The sequence below is a fragment of the Erysipelatoclostridium sp. DFI.2.3 genome (assembly GCF_019132535.1).
Taxonomy (GTDB): Bacteria; Bacillota_I; Bacilli_A; order Erysipelotrichales; family Erysipelotrichaceae; genus Clostridium_AQ; species Clostridium_AQ innocuum.
The window spans coordinates 16,695-33,000 of sequence record NZ_JAHOOJ010000018.1; the positions used below are offsets into that span (position 1 = coordinate 16,695).

Sequence of the window (16,306 nt, forward strand, 5' to 3'; positions counted from 1 at the left end):
CAGCAACGATAATTCAGACTGGAGGTGATGGATATGTCCCGTGATAAAGAGTTCAGACGGCCCAAAGACGCGGTGCGGCAGCCGGCGGGAAAAACAGAAACCGACGTCCGGACCGGCGAGATGCGCGGGCAGGATTTTGATCTGCGCCGGGCCCGTGACGCTCCTGTGCAGGAAGATAACCGCCATAGAGGGTGGAACCTGTATCAAGGGGCTTCGGAGGACGGCGCAGTTCCAGCAACGGATTCCAATACGTATGCTGCTGCTTCCCGGCAGCCAGTGGATGAAATGGCGGCTTATGAATCTGCGGACTATGGAACACATGCGGAGGCTTTTTCCCGGCAGTCGTCCGGGGATTCTGACAGCTTCATTCAGGACAGCCGCAGCGTTCCGCAGCAAAACGGGCCGGATTTTTCCGGGCGTGACAGCTTCCGCGAAAGCAGGCAGCAGGATTCCAGGCACAGTGATTCCGGCAGGCTCCAGCGCCGGGATGCAGACTTTTCCCGGCGCGGCGGCCAGGAGTTGCCCGGTTCCGGCAGTTCGGAGGCTTCCGCTGCTTCGGAGGCCGGCAGCACAAATGCCGGGGAAACATCGGGCAGACGCCGGATGCACCAGCATGGCAACAAGTACCAGCAGCGTTTCCAGGAGGCGGCAAAAGCCGAGGAACCCCAGGAGAAACAGCCGGGTTCAGCCGAGGGAGAACCGAAACGGCCTTCCAAGCTGGAATTTACCGCTGACGAGCTGCCACCGGAGGCGGCGGATAAAAAGCTGACCCAGGCGAGGCGCAGGGCCGAGCGTGTGGAAAAGAAGCTGGAGGACGCCGAGGCGCGTCTGCCTTCCCGGAAAAAACTGCGGATGGAGACGGCTTCCGACCCGGAGACCGGCAAAGCAAAAAAACGGCTGAAATTTGAGCAGGAAGTAAAATCCCAGCGGGCGCATGTAAAGGGCTCCCTTCCCATGCGCCCGGTAAAGGCGGCAGCGAATACGGCTGTCGGCTACGCCCATAAGAAAATCTACCAGGCGGAGGAAGAAAATGTCGGCGTGAAAGCCGCCCACCGCACCGAGCTTGTGGGTGAGGCCTGGGCGCGCACCCTGTACCACCGCCATAAAACAGCGCCATACCGCCGGGTGACAAAGTTACAGCAGAAATCAGCGAGGGCTAACGCGAAGCTTGCCTACCGGCAGACCCTTTCGGAACACCCGGAGCTAAAGAAAAATTTCCTTGCCCGGATGTGGCAGAAGCAAAAGCTGAAACGGCAGTATGCCAAAGCCGCAAGGGAGGCACAGAAAACCGGAAAGCGGGCAAAGAACGCAGCCGTTACAACGGAAAAGATCGCTGCTTCGGTGGTAAACACCGTCAAGCGTCACCCGGTTATCTGCAGCATTCTCGTCCTTCTGCTTTTGGTGGTATTTCTCATTTCTTCGCTGTTTTCCTCGTTTTCCAATATCGGGACCGGGGGCCTGGGAAGTATCGCCGCCTCTACCTATCTGGCGGAGGACCAGGACATCAACAACGCGGAGCTTATCTATACCGAGTGGGAAACAGACCTGCAAATGGAAATAGACCGTGTGGAGACAGACCGGCCCGGTTATGACGAGTACCGCTATAACATCGGCGCAATCGAGCATGACCCCTATATCCTGATGGGCTATCTCACTTCTGCCTATCAGAATTTCACCTATGAGCAGATCGAGGGCGTCCTGCGGCAGCTTTTTAATGAGCAGTATTCCCTTACCTTTACGGAGGAAACGGAAATCCGCTACCGGACAGAGACCCATGTTGACCCGGAGACCGGCGAGGAAACCGAGGAAGAAGTACCGTATGAGTGGCACATTCTGAATGTAAAGCTCACGGCCACGCCTCTTGCAAACCTGGTGGTGCAGCGCATGAGCACCGAGCAGAAAGAAATCTGTGAGATTCTATTGCAGACCAAGGGCAACCGGCAGTATGTGAAAAATGTCTTTGGGATAAACTGGCTGCCCTATGTCACCAGCTACTACGGCTACCGGGTACACCCCATCAGCGGGGAAAAGAACTACCATACCGGCGTTGACATCGGCATGGCCCAGGGCACGGAAATCTTAGCCGGCCATGACGGTACGGTTACGCTGGCAGGAAACGCGGGCGGCTACGGCCTGTGTGTCGCCATTGAAGGCGAGGCTTACGAGGGGCATACCCTTACCACGAAATACGGCCACTGTTCACAGCTTCTTGTGTCCGTGGGCCAGGAAGTAAAGGCCGGGGATGTAATCGCGAAGGTCGGCAGCACCGGCAATTCCACCGGGCCGCACCTGCACCTGGAGGTATTGGTGGACGGGCAGTATTTGAATCCGCTGTATTTTGCAGATACCGGTGACACCGGCAGTACCGGGCTGCCAGCCATTGGCGCAGGCGGAGGCGGCAGCTACTTTGATTACGATATTCCGCCGGAGGCCCTTGCGGATGAACAGTTCGCGGCCATGATCGCGGAGGCGGAGAAATACTTAGGCTATCCGTATGTGTGGGGCGGCGCAAGCCCTTCCACTTCCTTTGACTGTTCAGGCTTCGTTTCCTGGGTAGTCAACCATACCGGCTGGAACTTCGGGCGGCTTACCGCGGACGGGCTTTTAGGCGTGTGTACGCCTGTATCGAGTGCGGACGCAAGACCCGGCGACCTGATTTTCTTCCAGGGGACCTATAACACCAGCGGCGCAAGCCATGTGGGAATCTATGTGGGTAACGGAATGATGATCCACTGCGGGGACCCGATCTCTTACGCAAATATCAATACAAGTTACTGGCAGCAGCATTTTTACACCTTTGCGCGGCTGCCTTAACAGAATGGAGGTAACAACTTGAACCCTAAAATTGAAAAACTGGCAAAAGACATTGAAAAGACCAAGGCGAAGATCGCGGAGCAGCAGGCCAGGCTCCAGGATTTGGAGAAACAGAAAACGGAGCTGGAGAACACCGACTTTGTGGCGGTGGCCCGCAGCTACCACCTGACGCCCCAGGAACTGGCCGAATTCTTAAAAACGCGGCAGATGGCGTCCGCACAGGAGTCTTCGCCGCAGGAACAGGAGGAAGTGCATGAGGACTAAACGAATCTCTCTCCTTGTGGCGCTTGTCTTTCTCATAGGCGCCATGACCTTGCCCATGACGGCTTTTGCCGCCGGGGGCAAGGACACCACGCCGCCCACGCTTACGGCGGTGCTGGATGGGGAAACCGTAAAGATCGTAAGCAGCGACGACAATTCCGGCGTGGAGGCGGTCTATATCGACAAGACCCGTGTAAATTCCCTTGTGGACGGGAAAGCCTCTGTCGCGCTGAAGGATTATGCCGGCACAGATAAAAAAGTGAGCGTCTACGCGGTGGATTATGCCGGCAACCGTTCTGATGCCGTGCAATTTGACAACCCCTATTACAAGGAACCGGTGTCCACGGAAAAGCCGGCTGCCCCCACGCAGCCGAGCCAGAGCAGCACCCCGGCAACAAAACCGGTACAGACCCAGGCAGCTTCTTCCGGCAGCACGGGCACCCAAAGCAGCAGTTCCAATACGGGAACGGATTCGGGCGGCACAAGCTCCCAGGACGGCAGCTCCGGCAGTACAGGAAATTCCGGCACACCGGAGCCCACCACTTCCTCCGTCCCGGAGGGCGCTTTCACCCCGGAGGGGACCGGGACCGTGCTGGACAGCGCCACCGGCGAGGATGGGGATAAACAGTTTTACACCATTACCACCGAGGCCGGGAATGTGTTCTACCTTATCATTGACGGCAAGCGTGACGACAACAACGTTTACTTTCTGAATGGCGTCACCGAGGCGGACCTGATGGCCCTTGCGGAAAAGAATGATGGCAGCGTGAGCGTGATCCCCGCTGCGGATGTCTGCACCTGTAAGGAGAAATGCGAGGCCGGAAAAGTCAATACCGGCTGCCCGGTCTGCAAAAATGACTTAAACGGCTGCATCGGAAAGGAAAAGCCGGCAGAGCCGGAGGAACCGGCTGAATCGGAACAGCCAAAGAAAGATACCGGCAGCGTCGGCACGATCATCTTTATCATCGTCGCCCTGCTTGCAGTCGGAGGCGTCGGCTATTATGTGAAGATCGTGCGCCCGAAACAGCAGGCGGCGGACGAGGACGAATTTGACGAGGACGACGGCTACGGGGAGGGCTTTGACCCGGACGAGGCTTACGGCGAACCGGAATATCTCTCCGAGGATGACTTTGAGGATAGCACCCATGAGGACGGCGAGTAATGCGCCGTCCTTACCTATTTTATGAAAGTGAGGTCTTTCTATCGTGAATATGAAAACGAATACACACCGCCGCGGTCTGCACAGGATCGTGGCATTTTTACTCTGCGCGGTATGCGTCTTTAGCCTGCTTCCCGCCCAGGCGTTTGCGGCAGGCGTGGGCCAGAAAGCAAGCTCCTGGCTGGGCGACCAGTATGTAGGGTCTGACGGGCAGCATTATTATTCCCCGGTGCCTACCAATTTCCTTGCTTACAATTCAGACGGAACCACGGATAAACGTTCCGGCTCCGGCGGCAGCGCCTACCGGCACTACATGCTGACAGATTCGGACGGCGTGACCCATTCGGTCTACTGCGTGGAGAGCGGGATTCCCTACAACACTTCCGAAAATACCTATACTTCGGAGAACGGGACCAACAGCGATTACCTGAATATGCTCCCGTCCGCTGCCAGGCGCGGCATTACCCTGACTGCGATCTATGGCTGGAAACCCGGCGCCTCCCTTCCTGTTTCCGGAATCAATGAGGACGATTATAAAATGGCGACGCAGATCATCCTCTGGGAATACCAGCAGCAGCTTCGCAGCGACCCCTACAGCCGGCACAGCAACGGCCACGCTTCGGCGGACCAGTATTACAGCGTGGTTGCCGGGCGTCCTGCGGAAAAGGCATACAACTGGATTCTGGAACAGGTGGCGTCCCACTCCACCGTCCCTTCCTTTACCGCGGCGAATAAGGGGGATGCCCCTGTTCTGGAACTGAAATGGGACACCAGCAGAAAGGTCTATACCCTGACTGTTACCGACACCAACAACCTGAATATCGACCTGCAAATGCTTTCCGGCAGCGGCGTGACCGTGAGCAGGAACGGCAACCAGTACACCTTCACCAGCAAAAACATGATTATGGAGCCGGTGAGCTTTGAGTTCAGAAAAGACATTCCGGTTGCCAACGACATGCTGATCTGGGGCCGCCCTGGTTATCAGACCATGATGACCGGCGCCAGCGACCCGGTTTCCTTCTTTATGAACATCAAAACGGAGACCTACGGCACCGCGAAGATCGTCAAGACCAGTGAGGACGGCATTGTGTCCGGCATTTCCTTCCGCATTTCCGGCACGGATATTTTGGGAAATGAAGTCAATGAGACTGTTACTACCGGGGATAACGGCCAGGTGGAAAAGAAATTCCTGCCCGGCACTTACCTGGTGACGGAAATCCCGGTTGACCGCTATGTGACCCCTTCCGCACAGTACATCACTATTGAGAGCGGCCAGACTGCTTCCGTCCATTTCAGCAATATTTTGAAGAAATTCCGCGTGCATGTGGTAAAGAGCGACGCGGACACCGGGACCGCCCAGGGCGACGCCACCCTTGCCGGGGCGACCTATGGGATTTATAACAATGGCGAGCTGGTAGATACCTATACCACCGGGCCGGACGGCAGCTTTATGACCCGTTACTATGTCTGCGGCGATAGCTGGACGGTACGGGAAATCGAGCCCAGCACCGGTTATCTTCTGAATGATACGGTCTATGAGGTGGGCGCTTCCCCGGCGCTGTACGAGGTGGAGCTGAACACTACGGAGAACCAGGTCACGGAAACCGTGATCTATGGCAATATCCAGCTTGTCAAGCATACGGACGACCCGGACCCGGATGTGTCCGAAGATGAAAATACGGAAGAACCGAATGAGGGTGTGATCGAGCACCCGGAGGCCGGCGCCGTCTTTGAAATCTACTTGAAGGCGGCGGGTAGCTATGATGCGGCGAAGGAAAGCGAGCGCGACCTGCTCACCACGGACAGCGACGGCTTTACTTCCTCCAAAATGCTGCCTTACGGCCATTATACGGTCCACCAGACAGCCGGTGAGGAAGGCAAGGCGTTCATTCCTGATTTTACCGTCTTTATTTCCGCAGACGGCCAGACCTACAGCTATATTCTGAATAACCGCACCATTACCGCAAGGCTCAAGGTGGAGAAATGCGACGCCGAGACCGGGAGCATTATCCCGATGACCGGCACGGGCTTCCAGATCAAGGACCTTTCCACCGGGGAATTTGTCACCCAGGAAATCTTCTACCCAAACCCGGAGACCCTTGATACCTTCTATGTTTCGGACGAAGGCTGGCTCATGCTGCCGGAACCTCTGCATACCGGGGATTATGAGCTTTATGAGGTGGCGGCTCCTTACGGTTATGTCCTTTCCAGTGAGCCCGTACCGTTCACCATTGACGGCAGCGAGGCGGTTGTGACCGTCACACAGTACAACATGCCCCAGAAGGGCCAGCTCACCATCACAAAGACCGGCGAGGTGTTCGCTTCCGTCCAGGAAAACGACGGCCTGTATCAGCCGGTATATGAAGTGGCCGGGCTTCCCGGCGCAGTTTATGATGTGATCGCTGACGAGGATATTTACACCGGCGACGGGACCCTCCGAGTAGCAAAGGACACAGTTGTAGAGACCCTTACCACCGGGGAAGATGGAACCGCCACAAGCGTACTTCTGTACCTGGGCCGCTACCGTCTGGAAGAACGGCAGGCGCCGGCTGGCATGGTCGTAAATGCTGTCCCGGAATATGCGGAGCTGACCTACGCGGGCGAGACCGTGGAGGTCACGCAGACCGCAGTAGGGTTGTATGACGAGCGCCAGAAAGTGGATGTTGCCCTGTTCAAAGCTCTGGAAACAGACGAGCTTTTCGGGCTTGGCATGAATGAGGAATACAAGGACATTTCCTTTGGTCTGTATGCTTCCGCTGACTTGACGGCGGCGGATGGCAGCGTGATCCCGGCAGGCGGGCTTCTGGAAGTGGTCTCCGTTTCCGCAAATGAGGCGGGCGGCTATGACGCTTGCTTTGATTCCGACCTTCCGTTTGGCAGCTATTATGTGCAGGAGCGCACCACCAACAGCGCCTATGTGCTTTCCGATACCAAATACCCGGTAGTTTTTGAATATGCGGGTCAGGAGGCTGCTCTTGTCTCTATCCTGATAAATGAGGGCGAGGCTGTTCCCAATGACCTGCTCCGCGGACGCATTGACGGTGTGAAATATGGCGAGAGCACGGAGGTTGGCGAAGATGTGAAGCTGGCCGGCGCGGTGATGGGCCTGTTTAAGCCTGACACCGAAGAATTTACCGAGGAAAACGCGCTGCTTACCGTAACCACCGGTGAGGATGGCAGCTTTGCCTTTGAGAATATCCCTTACGGTCACTGGATTGTAAAGGAAATTTCCGCTCCCGCGCTCTATACGGTGAGCCCGGAGGAACACCACATTTATATCGGTGCGGACGGCCAGACAATCGAATTCCGCGTGGATAATACCCTGATCCGCGGACGGGTGCAGCTCCATAAGACCGAGGCGGTGGATGAACCTTCCTCTGTGGAGAGCGATAAGGAGAATACTTTCCTGCGCTTCCTCTCCGGCGCGGTGTTTGAACTGTATGAGGACGCCAACGGCAACAAGGAGCTGGATGCCGAAGATACGCTGGTCGGCGCCCTGAAAGAGACAGACGGCGGATTCCACATGGCGGAGGATCTTCTGGCTAAGGGCTATTTCGTAAAAGAAAAGAAAGCGCCGGAGGGCTACCAGCCTGACGAAAAGGCTTATTACTTTGCGATCACCGAGGACGGCCAGACCGTTGTGATCGAAAACGGCGAGGCAGGCCGGGGATTTACCAATGAGGCATACCGCGGCAACCTGAAAATCACCAAAGATTCCAGTGACGGACGCAAGGACGGATTTGCCATTGAGGTCAAGAGCGCAGACGGTTCTTACTGTGAGACCTTCACCACACCGAAATCCGGCGTGATCGAGGTCAAGGGGCTGCGCGTCGGCATTTATACCGTAACCGAGCTTTCCAACCGTGCAAGCAAGGATTATATCATTCCTGACGCGGCCACGGTGGAGATCAAGGCGGACCAGACCGCAACGGTCCAGTTCTTTAATGAGAAACCAGAAAAACCGGAAACTCCTGATAATCCGAAAACACCGTCCAAGCCTTCCACACCGTCTAATCCTGATAAGGCAGTACCGCAGACCGGTGATGACAATTTCATTTTCCTGTACGGCGGCCTTCTGGCGCTGGCTCTGATCGGCGGTGGGATGTTTGCTGCCCTCTATTTCAAGAAGGGGAAATACAGCAGACAGACCCCTAAGACAAAGGCTGCGGGCATTGCGGCCCTCTCCCTCTGCGCGGCACTGGCGTTAGGCAGCGGCTTCCTGATGGTCCGTGACCTCTGCCAGTACAGTGAAAGCGCCGGGGCTTATGATGACCTCGCAGGACTGGTGGAGCTGCCGGAGCGGACCGAAACACCGGAGGATATGGAGACCGGGACCGCACCCATTGAAACGGAACCTGCTGGGTCAGCCCCTTCCGTGGTTCTTCCTATGGTGGATTTTGAATCTTTGCGGGAAAGCGGGCCGGACATCATCGGGTGGCTTACCCTTCCCGATACGGTGATCAACTACCCGGTAACGCAGGCGGATGACAACGAGTATTACCTGCACCACCTGTATGACGGCACCTACAATAAGGTGGGATGCCTGTTCGCGGATTATGAGAACAAGGCGGATTTTTCTGACCGGAACACCATTATTTACGGACATAACATGCGGGACGGCTCCATGTTCGCCGCCCTGAATGAGTATGACGAACAGAGCTACTTTGATACCCATAAGCAGATGTACCTTGTGACCCCGGAGGGCGGTTATCTCTGTGAGGTTTTCGCGGCGTTTGTGGCAAAGCCTTCCGAATCCGGCAGCGATACCTCTCCCTGGCGTCTTAGCTGGAAGGATGACGGCGCTTATACGACCTGGCTTACCGCTATGGCGGAGCGTTCTGTTGTGGAAACGGACGTCACGGTGACAAGCAGCGATAAGGTGCTGACCCTTTCCACCTGCACGCCCGGAGGCGCGAGCCGCTTCATCGTCATGGCAAAGCTGGTGGAAGTAAACAACGAAGCAGACTGAAAACCGGTGCGGGGGCATGTGCTCCCGCACCAGTCATTTACAAGGAGGATTTTTTCTATGGTGAATACCATTGTTTCAATACCCGGCTATGTGCATTTGTACCGCTCCCTTCTTAGGTTTTACGACATGCCGGAAAATGAGATCAGGGAAATGCTGTACCTGCTGAACACGGCCAACCTGGACTGCTACGAGTATTACCACCCCGAGCGGGAACTGGCCCTGAGCGGCCCGGTAGCTTTCTGCCACTGGTTGGAGACGATGGACTGCCGGCCCTACCGCACGGAGGTACAGCTTTACAAGTCGCTACTGTTCCTACAGCGCAGCGTGGACCGTGACCTGATCGTGACTTCCCAGCGGGAGGCATTGCAGACGCTTAAATGTATTATCTCCAATATCGAATACCGCTTTTACAAGGCTTATGAAATGGAGATCGAGGACAAGCGGACCGTGTACGGGGAATGTACCTACCGGCTGGTCCCCAGGGAGGACGAGCCGAGCGTGTGCCTGATGCACGACTGGATTTATCTGCCAAGCGCGTAAACTGTCACGGATTCTATACAGGATTCGGGACAAAACCATTTTCAAAGGAGGGATGCCTTATCACGCAGAAAGAGGTCAATGCCGTTTTTGACGGTCAGGTGGCTCTATGCAGGGAAATCCTGCAAAAGAAAACAAAGGAATACACAGGGGGCGATACGGACCGGCTGGGGGCTTTCAAGGCTGCCGCTGCTTTACAGCACACGACACCGGAGCGTGCCCTTGCCGGGATGCTGGCAAAGCATATCGTTTCCCTGTATGACATGTGCTTTGCCGACGGCATGAGCTTTGACGCCGGCACATGGGACGAGAAGATCACAGACAGTCTTAACTATCTGTTTTTACTGAAAGCGATTGTAAAGGAGGGACAGACCAATCAACAGAATTGAAGTAAAGGTTTTGAACTGCCAGGCGGTGGCGGAGGCCGAGAAAAACATGGTGTTTGCGGCCAGGCTTACCCAGCGCGGGCATAAGATCAATACAATGGAGGATCTGACGGCGCTTTATGAAAAGTCGTTCAGCAATGATACCGTAACGGCGATCAGCAAGCTCCCGCACCCCACGATCCAGAAATTCGCGGTTATCACCGTTGCCATTGTAGGCGCAAGCAGGCGTTTCCTTGCGCAGATCACCAGGCACCAGAACGAGGTAAAGTTTATGAGTGCGTCCTTACAGTACAGCAACTATGCGGGACAGGCGGATTTTGCTGTACCCTATGAGATTTTGACTGCGCCGAAGGCAATTCAGGAAATGTATCTGGAAAGCTGTAAATCCGATATGGATTGTTACGAAGAACTGTGCGCGGCAGGGATCGGGCACGACGCGGCGGGCTATGTCACGCCCCAGGGCCTTAGGAATGTGCTGATTATCAGCGCAACACCTTACCAGTGGAAACATATCATCGGCCAGCGGGTATGCCGGCGCAATACGGACGAGACCCGGATCGTGCTCCTGAAAATCTGGCAGGAGCTTTTTTCATTGAGCCAGGTACTCTTTGCTCCCGATCTTACCGGCCCTTTCTGCCAGAGAGATCAATGTCTGGAGGGGAAAATGAGCTGCAAAAGAAAGATCGCGGGCAGCATGACGCCCGGCGGGATTTTGGCGGCGGATTACCCGCTGCTTATGGAAGGCGGCGCCCATGAAGATTAAGCTGATCGATTTTGGCGTGCCGGAGGATCAGAGACCCTACCGGCCACATGGGAACGATGCCGGCGCGGATGTGTATATGCCCTATGACTGCACCCTACAGCCCGGCGAGATTACGAAAATTCCCCTGGGATTTGGGATCGAGGTGCCGGATGGGTTTGCCGGATATGTGTTCCCCCGCAGCAGCATGGCTGTCAAAGGGCTGGTCTGCGAGCTGCCGCCTGTAGATTCCGGCTACCGTGGGGAAATCCATGCAATTCTTAGCAATGTGAGCAGCCAGACGCGGCACATTCCCAAAGGTTCAAGGATCGGCCAGCTCGTCATTACGCCGGTGGTGATCGCGGATTTTGTGACAGAGCTTGGGGAGCAGCGGGGCACCGGCGCCTTTGGCAGTACAGGGAAATGATAAAGAGTGCAGCAGGAAAATGAGCCGCCAGACAAAAGGCGGCTCATTTTAGGACAAAACAGGGATTATCGCCGGTATAGGGATGGGACATTATCAGGACATTACCGGATACAATATTAAGAAAAGCGGCCAACTGCTGGCCGCTCTACCGTTTGCTATTGAGTTCTTTCATAATGCCGAGAATATATTCCATTGATTTTGAGTCCAGTTTTTTGGCCTCAGTCATAAATTCCTGTAGTGTCTGCGGGCAGGCATTTCCTTCATCAAAGAATTCCTGGGGTGTTACGCCGAGATATTCGCAGATGTAGAAAAAGGACTGCATGGCGGGAAGTGACTTCTTATTCTCAATGTTATTGATGTAATTGTTCGCCTGACCCAGCGACAAAGACATGTCACGGGCAGATACTCCCTTTAGCGCCCTTAGCTTTGCCAGCCGTTCCGGGACAAAATCTTCATACATCATAGTCACCTCCTTCTGCATAATAGATTGTACCTTACAGGAGGTAAATATTCGGTAGATGAAAAAGGGTATTTGCGTTGACTTGCTAAAATAAACCTACTACACTATAGCAAGGCGGTAGTTTTAATCTATTATCGGAGGTGCCAGATGAAAAAGAAAACATGCTGTGTCACGGGACACAGGGATTTACCGCAGAATCAGATCAACTATGTAAAGGCTGCCCTGCTGCGTGAAATTGAAAAATCGGTTGCGGACGGCTTTACCTGCTTCATGAGTGGGGTCGCGGAGGGCGTGGATCAGTATTTTGTGGAAATAGTTATGGAAAAGCAGAAAGATGATCCTTCATTGGAATTGATTGCCGTAATCCCATATCAGAAACGGCTGGACAGTCTCAGGGCAAAGAGGCGGACCTATGAAATGCTGGAGGCTTGCCGTGATGTGGTTGTGATACAGGAGGAATACCAGCCCAGCGTCTATTCCCACCGCAACCGCTATATGGTGGAACACTCTGACCGGGTAATCGCGGTGTATGACGGGCGGGAAAAAGGCGGAACCGTAAGGACGATCCGCTTCGCACATCAAATGAAAAAAGAACTGCGGGAAATACCCGTGGGAGAAATCTATTTCCCGAAAAAGTAAAACAGAATAAGACAACTTGGCACAGCGCTCACTTGGACAGTGGGCGTTTTCTTTTGCCCGAAAGGAGGCATTTTTATGTGGAGTATCATAACACACCTTATCGCATTTACAGCCGGTACGGTAGCCGGCGTTGTGCTGCTCTGTCTGATGCAGGCAGGAAAAATGGCGGATGAAGGTTACGAAAATATGGAACGGAGGAATAATAGATGAATACTGAAATTGCGGAATATATCAAAAACCATATCCGGGAGTATTTACCGCCGGAGTATCAGGAGGCTCATATCACTCTGGAAGAAGTGACAAAAGGAAATGACCGGAGGCTTACCGGCCTTATGATCCGAAACGACGGAGAAATTACTGTCCCGACAATCTATTTGGAACCCTATGCCAAGCAGCTTGCGCAGGGGCGGCCAATGGATGAAATCATACGGGAAATCGTACAGATCAGGACGGAACAAGATACCAGGGTTCCCTTTGAAGTATCGGACTTAATGGATTACAGACAAGTAAAGCCCATGCTTGCTATCCGTCTATGCGATCCTGAACAAAACCGGGAGTATTTGAAAGATAAACCGTTTACCCCGTGCGGAGAGTTGGCTGCGGTCTACCGGATTCAGGTCATGGAGAGCAAAGAGGGTGTTGCCTCTGCTGTTGTTACAGATCGTATGATGGAATTGTGGGGTGTTACTAAAGAGCAGCTTCATCAGGATGCAGTTGCGGCAGAAACAGAAAGAAGCCCGGTCTGTTTTTACAGTATGGAAGATATGATGGACGAAATCATGTTCTCGTCAAAACCTGAAAATCTGTTTGAGTGCACAGAACCGTTGGATGCAGCTACTATGCCAATGTATGTTCTGACAAATGCCAGCAAAGTAAACGGTTCCGGGATTCTTGCGCGGGACGGGGTTCTGGATAAAATCGGTGAGCTGCTTGGAAAGAATTTCTATGTTCTCCCCTCGTCTATACATGAGGTGCTGATCGTACCGGATAATGGCGATATGCAGGCAAAGGAACTGGAAAGCATGGTTAAGGAAGTTAATGCGACCCAGGTGGCTCCGGCTGACCTTCTTTCCGATAAGGTACAGTATTATGACCGGGCGGCAAAAACTCTTGGCCGGAAACAGGAAAAGGGGCTCCTGGAACGGCTGGCAGAAAATAAGGCGCAGGTAAAAGAACAGGCAGAAAAAGCACCAAAGGAAAAAACAGCGGCAAAACAGGAACCGAGTTTATAAGGGCAGCTATGCGGCTGCCTTTTCTATATTCAAAGAAATGGAGGATGACAAGTGAAATTAGTGATTGCAGAAAAGCCCTCTGTCGCTATGGCTTTGGCGGCGGTATTGGGCGCAGATGAGAAAAAGGACGGCTATCTGGAAGGCGGCGGCTACCTGGTGAGCTGGTGCGTCGGCCACCTTCTGGAGCTGGCACAGCCTGAAGCCTACGGGGAACAGTATGCCAGATGGCGCTATGGCGATCTGCCGATCCTGCCGGACGAATGGAAATATGAGGTGCCGAAGGACAAGAAGAAACAGCTTGACCTCCTGTGCCGGCTGATGAAGGACAAACGGGTGGATTCCGTGGTGTGCGCCACTGACGCCGGACGCGAGGGTGAGCTGATCTTCCGTCTGGTCTATGAGTATGCCGGGTGCAGGAAACCGATGGAACGCCTCTGGATTTCCAGTATGGAGGACGCGGCGATCCGGGACGGTTTTGAACACCTGCGCCCCGGTAAGGATTATGACCGTCTCTATGAGGCCGCGGTTTGCCGGGCCGGTGCGGACTGGCTGGTTGGGATCAATGCGACCAGGCTGTTTTCTGTCTTGTACGGCGTCACCCTGAATGTCGGGCGCGTCATGTCCCCAACGCTGGCGCTTTTGGTGCAGCGTGAGGCAGAGATTCAGGCATTTACCAGCAGGCCCTTCTATGTCCCAGAGATCACTTGCGGCGGTCTTACTGCTTCCGGTGATAAGCTGGCGGAAAAACAGGCAGCAGAGACAATCCGCAGGGAATGTGACGGGCAGACGGCTTCTGTCCTTTCAGTGGAAAAGCAGGTAAAGACCGTACAGCCTCCCCGCCTCTATGATCTGACGACCTTGCAGCGGGAATGTAACCGTATCTACGGCTACACCGCCCAGCAGACCCTTGACTACCTGCAATCCCTCTATGAGAAAAAGCTGGCGACCTATCCCCGTACCGACAGCCAGTATTTGACCGAGGATATGCAGGCAACCGCCGCCTCCCTGATCCTGTGGCTGCGGGACAACATGCCTTTCGGGAAAGGATGCCTGGAAGAACCGGATATTGACCGGGTAACGGATGGCAGTAAAGTCACCGACCACCATGCCATTATTCCCACCGTGGAGATCGCCCGGACGGACCTGTCTGCTCTCCCTTCCGGGGAACGGGATGTTTTGGCGCTGATCGCCATGAGGCTCCTTTGCGCCACCGGCCAGACGCACCGCTTTGAGGCGGTCACGGTGGTACTGGATTGTGCAGGCCATTCCTTCACAGCGAAAGGAAAGACCGTCTTGCAGGCAGGTTGGAAGGAAATTGAACGGCTCTACCGCATGGGGCTGAAACAGGCGGAACTGGAAAAGGAGGACCCCGCAGACGCGGCCTTGCCGGAGCTTACCCAGGGCCAGACCTTTGAACCGGTGGCAGCAGGCGTCCGGGAAGGCAAGACCTCCCCGCCAAAGCACTATACGGAGGATTCCCTGTTGGCAGCTATGGAAACGGCAGGCGCGGCAGACGCACCGGAGGATGCAGAGCGCAAGGGTTTAGGCACCCCGGCTACCCGTGCGGCTACACTGGAAAAGCTGGTAACAACCGGCTTTGTGCAGAGAAAGAAAAAACAGCTCATTCCCACGGAAAAGGGAACCAACCTGATTACGGTCCTGCCGGATAATATTAAATCCCCGCTGCTTACCGCGGAATGGGAATCCAGACTAAAACAGGTGGAGCGCGGCGAGATCAGTGCGGAGGCTTTCATGGAAGGGATCGCCGATATGAACAGGGGGCTTGTCAAAGAACATACCGCACCGGAGGAACGGTTTGCCGGCCTGTTCCCTTACGCAAAAGGAACCCGGCGCGAGGCTGTCGGCACCTGTCCCCGCTGCGGCGGCACTGTGTATGAGGGCAAAAAGGGATTTTTCTGTGAAAAGCGAGACTGCTCCTTTGCCCTCTGGAAAGATAACAAATTCTTTACAGGTAAGAAGAAAACCCTGACAAAAACCGTTGCGGCGGCCCTTCTGAAAGAGGGCCGCGTTTCTATGTCCGGGCTTTACAGTGAAAAAACGGGCCGGACCTATGACGCGGTTGTGGTGCTGGATGATACGGGCGGCAAGTATGTGAATTTCAAGCTGGAATTTCCGGCGAGGAAAGGTGGGCGCAAATGAGCGCCCCACCGGAAAGAGAACTGACACGATCCGAGCGGGCGGCAATCCGAAGGCTGGTGACGAGTTTGTGCGCCAACTATGACTGCCAGGATAAGCTCTGCCTCCCCCTGGACTGTCCCTGCTACATGCTGAATAAATGGTGGACCGGCGCGTTCTGCCGTTATTTCCGGGCGGCGGTGCTGCCTACGGAGCCAAAGCTGGAATCTGCCCTGACCGGTGAAGATACTTCTCTCAGGCAGAAGATATGCCCGGTCTGCGGAAAGGCTTACCTTCCGGTCACAAGCCAGGCGTATTGTTCGGATTTTTGCCGTAGCTTTGCCAGACGGAAATCCGAGCGGGAACGGAAACGGCGCAGGCGGCAAAACAGAGGGTGATGTGTCCGCAACTTAGCCCAATCAGGCCAGTGTTTTCAAGGGTTTTAAGGCCCTGTTTACGGGGCGCCTATATTAGAATACTCCCGGCCTCTGAAATGGGGCTAAGTTGCGGACAAAGGGCGCATTTTAGTGCTCTATTTTTATGACAG

14 protein-coding genes are annotated in these 16,306 nt (G+C 54.8%); 13 read left to right on the top strand and 1 reads right to left on the bottom strand.

What is annotated here, in order from left to right:
* The first annotated feature begins 33 nt into the window (after positions 1–33).
* The 8 genes from KSZ58_RS23515 to KSZ58_RS16435 are packed head-to-tail and all read left to right on the top strand — an operon-like array spanning position 34 to position 11,292.
* Positions 34–2,814 (top strand): CD1108 family mobile element protein, encoded by a 2,781-nt coding sequence (locus tag KSZ58_RS23515; RefSeq protein WP_009249969.1) that lies wholly within the window; start codon positions 34–36, stop codon positions 2,812–2,814.
* Between the two features lie 18 nt (positions 2,815–2,832).
* Entirely contained in the window at positions 2,833–3,078 is a 246-nt protein-coding gene (locus tag KSZ58_RS16405) for a DUF4315 family protein (protein ID WP_009249970.1), read from the top strand.
* A complete protein-coding gene (locus KSZ58_RS16410) occupies positions 3,068–4,237 on the top strand; it encodes a DUF4366 domain-containing protein (RefSeq protein ID WP_009249971.1) in 1,170 nt (389 codons plus the stop codon). The genes KSZ58_RS16405 and KSZ58_RS16410 overlap by 11 nt, the downstream gene beginning before the upstream one ends.
* 49 nt (positions 4,238–4,286) lie before the next feature.
* Complete coding sequence (gene srtB, locus KSZ58_RS16415; protein ID WP_044983842.1) at positions 4,287–9,203, top strand: class B sortase; 4,917 nt, start codon at positions 4,287–4,289, stop codon at positions 9,201–9,203.
* 57 nt (positions 9,204–9,260) lie between these two features.
* Positions 9,261–9,743: a hypothetical protein gene (locus KSZ58_RS16420; protein ID WP_009249973.1), complete on the top strand. Its 483-nt coding sequence runs from the start codon at positions 9,261–9,263 to the stop codon at positions 9,741–9,743.
* Complete coding sequence (locus tag KSZ58_RS16425; protein WP_009249974.1) at positions 9,704–10,129, top strand: hypothetical protein; 426 nt, start codon at positions 9,704–9,706, stop codon at positions 10,127–10,129. Before KSZ58_RS16420 ends, KSZ58_RS16425 begins: the two co-directional genes overlap by 40 nt.
* Positions 10,130–10,139: 10 nt before the next feature.
* Positions 10,140–10,889 carry an FAD-dependent thymidylate synthase gene (locus KSZ58_RS16430; protein WP_227151154.1) on the top strand — a complete coding sequence of 250 codons (750 nt, stop codon included), beginning with the start codon at positions 10,140–10,142 and terminating at the stop codon, positions 10,887–10,889.
* Positions 10,879–11,292: a dUTP diphosphatase gene (locus tag KSZ58_RS16435; protein ID WP_009249976.1), complete on the top strand. Its 414-nt coding sequence runs from the start codon at positions 10,879–10,881 to the stop codon at positions 11,290–11,292. The genes KSZ58_RS16430 and KSZ58_RS16435 overlap by 11 nt, the downstream gene beginning before the upstream one ends.
* 145 nt (positions 11,293–11,437) lie before the next feature.
* Here the strand turns inward: KSZ58_RS16435 and KSZ58_RS16440 are convergent, their stop codons facing one another.
* Complete coding sequence (locus KSZ58_RS16440; protein WP_009249977.1) at positions 11,438–11,752, bottom strand: helix-turn-helix domain-containing protein; 315 nt, start codon at positions 11,750–11,752, stop codon at positions 11,438–11,440.
* 126 nt (positions 11,753–11,878) lie between these two features.
* Here KSZ58_RS16440 and KSZ58_RS16445 point away from each other — a divergent pair, with 126 nt between their 5' ends.
* The 5 genes from KSZ58_RS16445 to KSZ58_RS16465 all read left to right on the top strand — a co-directional run bounded on the left by KSZ58_RS16445 (position 11,879) and on the right by KSZ58_RS16465 (position 16,157).
* Positions 11,879–12,391 carry an SLOG family protein gene (locus KSZ58_RS16445; protein WP_227151157.1) on the top strand — a complete coding sequence of 171 codons (513 nt, stop codon included), beginning with the start codon at positions 11,879–11,881 and terminating at the stop codon, positions 12,389–12,391.
* A 75-nt stretch (positions 12,392–12,466) separates the two neighbouring features.
* Positions 12,467–12,601, top strand: a complete 135-nt coding sequence (locus KSZ58_RS16450) for a DUF3789 domain-containing protein (protein WP_009249979.1) — start codon at positions 12,467–12,469, stop codon at positions 12,599–12,601.
* The gene (locus tag KSZ58_RS16455; RefSeq protein ID WP_009249980.1) at positions 12,598–13,623 is read left to right on the top strand and encodes a DUF5688 family protein; all 1,026 of its coding nucleotides are present in this window, start codon (positions 12,598–12,600) and stop codon (positions 13,621–13,623) included. Before KSZ58_RS16450 ends, KSZ58_RS16455 begins: the two co-directional genes overlap by 4 nt.
* Positions 13,624–13,674: 51 nt before the next feature.
* Positions 13,675–15,783, top strand: coding sequence for a DNA topoisomerase 3 (locus KSZ58_RS16460; RefSeq protein WP_009249981.1), 2,109 nt, complete (start codon positions 13,675–13,677; stop codon positions 15,781–15,783).
* A complete protein-coding gene (locus KSZ58_RS16465; RefSeq protein ID WP_009249982.1) occupies positions 15,780–16,157 on the top strand; it encodes a cysteine-rich VLP protein in 378 nt (125 codons plus the stop codon). The genes KSZ58_RS16460 and KSZ58_RS16465 overlap by 4 nt, the downstream gene beginning before the upstream one ends.
* Positions 16,158–16,306: the final 149 nt, after the last annotated feature.

Bases quoted from the DNA above. Each gene is read 5' to 3' on its own strand.
- KSZ58_RS16435 (WP_009249976.1), top strand. From the start codon at position 10,879: ATGAAGATTAAGCTGATCGATTTTGGCGTGCCGGAGGATCAGAGACCC.
- KSZ58_RS16450 (WP_009249979.1), top strand. From the start codon at position 12,467: ATGTGGAGTATCATAACACACCTTATCGCATTTACAGCCGGTACGGTA.
- KSZ58_RS16440 (WP_009249977.1), bottom strand. From the start codon at position 11,752: ATGTATGAAGATTTTGTCCCGGAACGGCTGGCAAAGCTAAGGGCGCTA.
- KSZ58_RS23515 (WP_009249969.1), top strand. From the start codon at position 34: ATGTCCCGTGATAAAGAGTTCAGACGGCCCAAAGACGCGGTGCGGCAG.
- KSZ58_RS16410 (WP_009249971.1), top strand. From the start codon at position 3,068: ATGAGGACTAAACGAATCTCTCTCCTTGTGGCGCTTGTCTTTCTCATA.
- KSZ58_RS16465 (WP_009249982.1), top strand. From the start codon at position 15,780: ATGAGCGCCCCACCGGAAAGAGAACTGACACGATCCGAGCGGGCGGCA.
- KSZ58_RS16455 (WP_009249980.1), top strand. From the start codon at position 12,598: ATGAATACTGAAATTGCGGAATATATCAAAAACCATATCCGGGAGTAT.
- KSZ58_RS16420 (WP_009249973.1), top strand. From the start codon at position 9,261: ATGGTGAATACCATTGTTTCAATACCCGGCTATGTGCATTTGTACCGC.
- srtB (WP_044983842.1), top strand. From the start codon at position 4,287: ATGAAAACGAATACACACCGCCGCGGTCTGCACAGGATCGTGGCATTT.